General features: G+C 59.8%; 8 protein-coding genes. 3 read left to right on the top strand and 5 right to left on the bottom strand.

Going from position 1 to position 5,937, the window contains the following annotated elements; all coding sequences use genetic code 11:
- Positions 1-280: 280 nt before the first annotated feature.
- The gene (locus A37O_RS16230) at positions 281-694 is read right to left on the bottom strand and encodes a hypothetical protein (RefSeq protein WP_083912634.1); all 414 of its coding nucleotides are present in this window, start codon (positions 692-694) and stop codon (positions 281-283) included.
- A 511-nt stretch (positions 695-1,205) separates the two neighbouring features.
- On the opposite strand from A37O_RS16230, the gene A37O_RS0109350 reads away from it, so the two are divergent.
- Together A37O_RS0109350 and A37O_RS0109345 are read left to right on the top strand one after the other, a co-directional pair.
- A complete protein-coding gene (locus A37O_RS0109350; RefSeq protein ID WP_018297243.1) occupies positions 1,206-1,520 on the top strand; it encodes a ribbon-helix-helix protein, CopG family in 315 nt (104 codons plus the stop codon).
- Between the two features lie 147 nt (positions 1,521-1,667).
- Positions 1,668-1,847 carry a YegP family protein gene (locus tag A37O_RS0109345; RefSeq protein ID WP_018297242.1) on the top strand — a complete coding sequence of 60 codons (180 nt, stop codon included), beginning with the start codon at positions 1,668-1,670 and terminating at the stop codon, positions 1,845-1,847.
- 290 nt (positions 1,848-2,137) lie between these two features.
- Here the strand turns inward: A37O_RS0109345 and A37O_RS0109340 are convergent, their stop codons facing one another.
- Together A37O_RS0109340 and A37O_RS0109335 are read right to left on the bottom strand one after the other, a co-directional pair.
- On the bottom strand, positions 2,138-3,088 hold the full coding sequence (locus tag A37O_RS0109340; protein WP_018297241.1) for a restriction endonuclease: 951 nt from the start codon (positions 3,086-3,088) through the stop codon (positions 2,138-2,140).
- 73 nt (positions 3,089-3,161) lie between these two features.
- Positions 3,162-3,395: a helix-turn-helix domain-containing protein gene (locus tag A37O_RS0109335; RefSeq protein ID WP_018297240.1), complete on the bottom strand. Its 234-nt coding sequence runs from the start codon at positions 3,393-3,395 to the stop codon at positions 3,162-3,164.
- A gap of 85 nt (positions 3,396-3,480) precedes the next feature.
- Here A37O_RS0109335 and A37O_RS0109330 point away from each other — a divergent pair, with 85 nt between their 5' ends.
- Entirely contained in the window at positions 3,481-3,900 is a 420-nt protein-coding gene (locus tag A37O_RS0109330; RefSeq protein WP_018297239.1) for a hypothetical protein, read from the top strand.
- Between the two features lie 45 nt (positions 3,901-3,945).
- Here A37O_RS0109330 and A37O_RS15905 read toward each other — a convergent pair whose 3' ends face one another.
- Positions 3,946-4,839, bottom strand: a complete 894-nt coding sequence (locus tag A37O_RS15905) for a hypothetical protein (protein ID WP_018297238.1) — start codon at positions 4,837-4,839, stop codon at positions 3,946-3,948.
- A gap of 159 nt (positions 4,840-4,998) precedes the next feature.
- Positions 4,999-5,625 carry a recombinase family protein gene (locus A37O_RS0109320; RefSeq protein WP_026196279.1) on the bottom strand — a complete coding sequence of 209 codons (627 nt, stop codon included), beginning with the start codon at positions 5,623-5,625 and terminating at the stop codon, positions 4,999-5,001.
- Between the last annotated feature and the right edge of the window lie 312 nt (positions 5,626-5,937).

Below are 5,937 nucleotides of genomic sequence, written 5' to 3'. Positions count from 1 at the left end.
AGCTGAGTCGAAAGGTACCGCGGTGGTCTCCTTGCTGGTCGGCAGGGGGGGTTCACCAGGCGGTAGCTGTACACCACACTATTGGACGCAACCCTACTTCGCACACTCAGCACAGCTTCACCCCACCCTAAGTTCATGCCTGCTGTCACGAACTACTGGCGTCTCACGACGCCACCACAGTGCGCACACCGTTGGCTGATAATCAGAATTTCGGTTTTGTGCAGGTCACAGACCCGCCGCAGGAGCGTGAAAACTTTTCCGTTCGTGCGTTAAAAACGGGTTAACGGCGGCGCTTCGCGGCCCGGCGTTGGGCACGATTCCCGCCCGTTTTCGACACCACTGCCGCCGCGTCCTCGGCAGCGACGGCGGCGTTGAGAACCTGGGCAAGTTCGTGAACCGCTGCAACCAATTCCTTGTGCTGCTCGGTTACGAAAAAATCGCGCCCTTCGCGCAGATTGCACGCCATTGCGCGCACGACTTTCGCCGCCTCCCCCGCTTCCTCGGCAGGGGTTCGTCGGTTCAAGCTCAGCTGGTTTCGCGCTTCGGCAAGCGCGTCCCGGTGGCGTTGCTCGCGTCGTTTGCGCGACGCCGCCGCGCGGCACGCATCTGAGCAGTAGCGCGCTTTTCGTCCTCGCGGGTCGGTTCTCGGGGGGATCGGTCCGCCGCAGTTCTCGCACTCGTTGCGCTCAGTCATGGGGCGATTATAACGAACGTTCGATATAATCGGTGCATTTTTCACAGGTCTCTGACCAGCACAAAACCGAAAGTCAGATTATCTGCCAAAGGTGTGTTGCTTTTGGTGAGTGTCGCGGCGCCGGCGCCGGCGCGGGCGCTGTGACGCGACGGTCGATGTGTGCGGGTCGATGCGGGGTCACGGAAGCGGTGTGTGAAACCGGGGTACAAGTGTGTTGGGGTCGTCATGGTGCGTGGATGGAGCATCATGCGGGAGAAGAGTGATGGTGGGGCAAGGAAGCCGTGAGGCTTCCGCGCCAGCGCGTCGACCGGGACGCGCATCCCCGGGAGATGAGCGCGATGTGCGCGGACGCATTCGACCCGGGTGTAAACATTGTTTACCGATAACCGAGCGGCAGTCCCCGCGCAAAAGTCATCCCCGGGTGGCGGTGGGGTCGGACCATATGTAAACAATGTTACAACGAACCGTGAGCGAGTCCGCGCGGGCACGCGCGGAGACAAGGAGGCCGGTTATGGCAACGCGGAATCAGAAGGGCTGGGTCGGGCGCGGACCCGTGGTCTCGGTGCGGGTCGAACCCGAACTCGTCGAGCGCCTCGACGCGCTCGCCGCGCGCACCAACCGAAGCCGGGGAGCCTACCTTCGCATGGCTTTGTGGGCGGCTCTTCCCTCCCTCGAGCGCATGCACTGGGAGCAGGTCGCCGCCGACTTCGAGGAGCTCGCGATCAAGGACGCCTTCGAGGAGATCACCCTCGGGCTCATGGAGGACGCACTCAAGAACGACCGTGACGCCCGCCACGGCAACCGCGGGGACGACTCCACCCTTTAAACGTCGCCGTGTGGCACCCCTCGTGACTGCGCGGGGTGACGCCAATTCGTGCGCCGTGCAGACGTTCTCTCCGGGCCGTGCAGACGCCTCCTACGGAGGTAGCATCCACACCCATCACACCCTCTCCACGCGCAAAGGATGACTGTCATGGCTGGGAAGTTCGAGATCTACACCGACAAGGCCGGCAAGTTCCGCTTCCGCCTCAAAGCAGGCAACGGTGAAGCTGTCGCCACCGGCGAGGCCTACGAGACGAAGTCCGCAGCCATCAAGGGCACCGAAGCCGTCCAGCGCGCCGCCCAGGGCGCAGAGGTTAAAGACCTGACGTAAACCGTCTTCCCCGCAGCTGCCGCACGCGCCGCCACCCTGCGGCAGATATGGGTGAGCCCCGACGCCATCGGGGGGGTGCGCCGGGGACTCGTGACGATGGGGGAATCGTCACGATGGATCCTAAACCGGCACCCGCCGCCTCGCAGCGCAGGCACGAGGAGCGAGCGCTCCACGAGTGCGCGAACGCCAGCAGACTTCCGCACCTGCGGGGCTCTCGTTGCCTACGAAACCCAATCACTGCACCGTGACTGGCACACGGACACTCCCGACCACCGCAGCCGCCCGGCGCTCTAGTCGAACTTGTTAAACCAGTTCTCGTTGACCGTCGGCTGCAGGCTCACTCCCGAGTTTCCGTCGTCGCGGATGAGATCGGCCAACCGGTCGCCACTGATCAGGTCAACGGTGGGGGTGGAAGAAGTCGCGGCCTTACGGGCCGGGTCAGTGAACCGGCTGAGGGTCACGAGGATGGCGCGCTCGGCCCCCTTGGTCTGCGCGTCGCGTTGGAACAGGGCAACGGTGTCTCGCCCGATCGGTTTCCCATTCGGGGCGTATCGCTTCACCTGGACCGCCACCCGCGAGGAAAGGACAGGACTCAGCGGAGCCGTACCGATCCCGTCGATCCCTTCGTCTCCACTTCCCCCGATATGGGTCAGCTCCAGCCCGTAACGGCGCAAGAGATAGAGAACGAACTTCTCGAAGCCCTCCGGTGTGAGACGGTGGAGACGATCCAAAAGCTGGACCTTCCACGTAGCCGTGGAGTCATCATCTTCGGTGTCCGTCTCAGCGAGAACCTCTTCCGAGGGTTCCTCCTCATCCGTTTCCGCCGGACTCGGTGGCTGGATTTTGTCCGATTTTTTCCGACGCTGCTGGCGGCTGTACTCCCGGTCGAGATCACGAATCCGCTGTAGAGCCTCATCCTCCGAGACTCCAAGCAGTTCTTCGCCCAGATCAGTGGTGATGTACATCCCCTTGGAGGGTTGCTCAAGGGCCCCAATCAATTTAGCGGTAGAACGCCCCCAGGCGATGCGGTCAATCAAAACCGACTGGTTAGGCCGGGACGGGTACGTCATCTCCAGGAGACGCTCGACATCCGGGTAGTTATCGAGAACCTGATCAGTGATTTCCCGGGCTTTGGCGGATCCCCCCAACTCCCCTATTGCCCGCACAATTGGGACAACTAGCTGCTGGTGGGTAGGCATACCCTGCTGGGTGAAAGATGCCGCATTACTTTCTCCGGTCATGGCCTCATCATCTCAGGTTCCAGCCACGGGCCGTGCAATCACCGAGAGAAACGCACCCTGCGGCCCGGGGCAACTAGTGCAGATTGCCTAGCCCGCCCACCAGTGTGCCGGCATCGATGTCCAGGGCGCCTGCGATGGCGACGATATTGACTAGGGCGATGTTGCGTTCCCCGCGCTCGACGGAGCTGACGTAGGTGCGGTGCATACCCGACCGATAAGCCAGTTCCTCCTGGGACAACCCGCACTCTTTGCGCCTCCCGCGCACACGGGCACCGAATTCGCGCAGGAGGTCATCTTTGCCGGTCACCTCCCCAATGTCACCCGGTGATGACTAACAGTCTACAGACTATAAGTATCATTTACGGGGAAGTGACCACCTGCAAGGAGGACCCATGGCATCAAACAAGGCCCAACGCCGACAACGCGCCGCCGCGAAAAAGAAACGCCGCGCCGCCCGCCAGGCGAAGAATCGACAAGCCGCATCACCCCACCGCACCTACAGCAGTACCGAGGATTTTCTCCCGGTTCCCGTCTGGGACTACGACTACTTCGCCGCCCTCCTCGTCAAGGAAGAACCCGCCATGACACATGCGGAGTACCTCAATCACCTGCAGGATCGTCCCATCCGTCTCGATATCCCGGGAGATTCGTCCTACAGTGTCATCGCCCCCGCAGAAGTCGACAACAAGGGCGGGCTACCCAGAGGCGCGACGATAAAAGCGTTCACGGAGCTCCACCAGGACGGAGAAATCTCCTGGGACCCCGTCAACCGGGCCCATGTCTACTCCGAAAACCTTGCGGCTGGCGAGTAAAAACTAGGGACCGGACCTACCCTCCGTTCCAGATCTATCTTCCGCTTAAGTGCGCACGGTAGCTTTGGTTGTCCGAGCCTTTCCTGTTGCATCTGTCCAGGTCACTACGCACTCGACAGCATCGGGAGATCCCATCGCAATAAGCAAAGGGAAACGCGCCTCTTGACCGGGCGGAATTGTGCCGAGAGGCCCCTCCTCTCGGCTAACCCTAAAAAGTGCATTATCGGGCACTCCTTCAAAGGCGAAGTCGACATCCGAGGCTGGACCTTTGGACGTGTTATGCAATACCAGAGACCACTTCCGCTCGGTTTTTAACCGTCCCTTATTGTCGGAGCGCATGGTTTCACGCACCTCTGCGCGTGGCCATACCCCCTCGGAGGGATCTGGGTTATCTAACTCTGCCCTTTTAGATGCTTCAATCGACTGCTGGAATTGGGCAGTCGCTCGACTGAGGAAGTTGTTAAGGTGCGCCACCAATTCAGCGTCATTTTTATAGTCCTGAACCAGAGCATTTTTTCTCAATCCCCCGAGGTAGGCAGTGAGGCGTGTCCGCTCCTGCAGGGCCTCATCTCCAAGAGGGGGGCGCGGGCCTGAATTAGTGAGGACCGCGACCGATTTACCGGCGTCAACAAGGACTTTAATTTCCTCCGCCGTTCCAGATTCGGCTTCTCCGGTCGGCGTACCCAATCGATCATAAAAGAGTGCGACCGCGAGGTCGGACTCCTCGACAATCTGGTGGTTAAGAATCGCTTGCGGACGCTCCCCGAACTCGGCGACAGCATGCTCTGTCCAAGAAACGGGCAACACTGTAATACCCACCAAGCGGCCAAAGTTAAGGTTCCACTGGCTTACCGTCTTACGGAGAGTCGTTAGATCCGTGGAAGGAATGTCCCCGGGAGCAGAAATAAGTAAGTGCAATACAAGAGAGGGATAGGCCATGGATCAGCATCCTTATTTCTAGTCGAGGACTACAGCGACGCTTGGAATGAGGCATTCCATGCATCTGGCTCCGTTTAGATAAGAGAGTAGATGCGAAATGTCTTTTTGGGCAGAACGGGTGAAAAATTCGAATACTCCCATTCCCGGCGCCCGCGGCAGTCACCTTCCTTGATCCAGGTACTTGTACAAGGTGGTCCGCCCGATTCCGAGCCGGCGGGCAACCTCCGCCTTGGGCACACCATCAGCCACCCACTTTTGGGCTTGGGCAACCTGGGCATCGGTAAGCACCTTCGCCCGGCCCTTGTAGACCCCGCGCGCCTTCGCGCGGGCGATCCCCTCGGCCTGGCGTTCCTTGATGATGGAGCGCTCAAACTCGGCGACACTTCCCATAAGCCCCAGCATGAGCTTGGCGATCGGATCCGCCTTCGCCGAATAGGTTTGCCCCTCACGCAGAAACCTCACTGGAACCCCGCGGCCCACCAGATCCTCAACAATCGTGTGCAGGTCCACAAGTGAACGGGCGAGGCGATCCATGCTCGTGACAATGAGCTGATCCCCCTTTCGCAGATACCGCAGCACCTCCTCCAACTGGGGACGATGCCGGGTCGAGCCGCTGATCTTCTCCTTATATATCTGCGACGCCCCCGCCGCACGGAGTTGATCGAGTTGGCGATCCAAGTTCTGCTCCAAAGAACTCACCCGGGCGTAACCGACTTTCTGCCCCACAACAACGTCCTGATGTTCGTCAAGTTCTAGAGGCAGTGACGGTTCTGTTCCGTTAGGCATAACCTAACCCTACCGAACAGGAAGAAGATGTAATTCAGAACCGTTCATTTAGGGTATACCCTAAAAAACTCCGCAACCTTCGAATTATGCCATTCGTCCGACCTTTAACTGCCCCATGAACCCCGAAATTCCGCACAGTAATTTATAACTTTGATCTACTTGCCTACAGTCCGGCGACGGTGGGTGCGCTCGACTTCACTATTAGGGAAATCCATCAATGGTCAAGTCCTTTTGAGTGGTGTATCCGCCAGCGGTTGACTCAGCGATGAACTGACCGCTGACGGAACAGGATTCCTTACGCCACCAGAGCCT

The sequence above is a fragment of the Corynebacterium lubricantis DSM 45231 genome (assembly GCF_000379425.1).
Lineage (GTDB): Bacteria > Actinomycetota > Actinomycetes > Mycobacteriales > Mycobacteriaceae > Corynebacterium > Corynebacterium lubricantis.
This window is presented reverse-complemented; position numbering and strand designations above follow the sequence as displayed.

What these genes read in the sequence shown, in the direction of transcription:
- A37O_RS15905 (WP_018297238.1), bottom strand. Translation starts at nt 4,839, where the DNA reads ATGGCCTATCCCTCTCTTGTATTGCACTTACTTATTTCTGCTCCCGGG.
- A37O_RS0109350 (WP_018297243.1), top strand. Translation starts at nt 1,206, where the DNA reads ATGGCAACGCGGAATCAGAAGGGCTGGGTCGGGCGCGGACCCGTGGTC.
- A37O_RS0109340 (WP_018297241.1), bottom strand. Translation starts at nt 3,088, where the DNA reads ATGACCGGAGAAAGTAATGCGGCATCTTTCACCCAGCAGGGTATGCCT.
- A37O_RS0109320 (WP_026196279.1), bottom strand. Translation starts at nt 5,625, where the DNA reads ATGCCTAACGGAACAGAACCGTCACTGCCTCTAGAACTTGACGAACAT.
- A37O_RS16230 (WP_083912634.1), bottom strand. Translation starts at nt 694, where the DNA reads ATGACTGAGCGCAACGAGTGCGAGAACTGCGGCGGACCGATCCCCCCG.
- A37O_RS0109330 (WP_018297239.1), top strand. Translation starts at nt 3,481, where the DNA reads ATGGCATCAAACAAGGCCCAACGCCGACAACGCGCCGCCGCGAAAAAG.
- A37O_RS0109345 (WP_018297242.1), top strand. Translation starts at nt 1,668, where the DNA reads ATGGCTGGGAAGTTCGAGATCTACACCGACAAGGCCGGCAAGTTCCGC.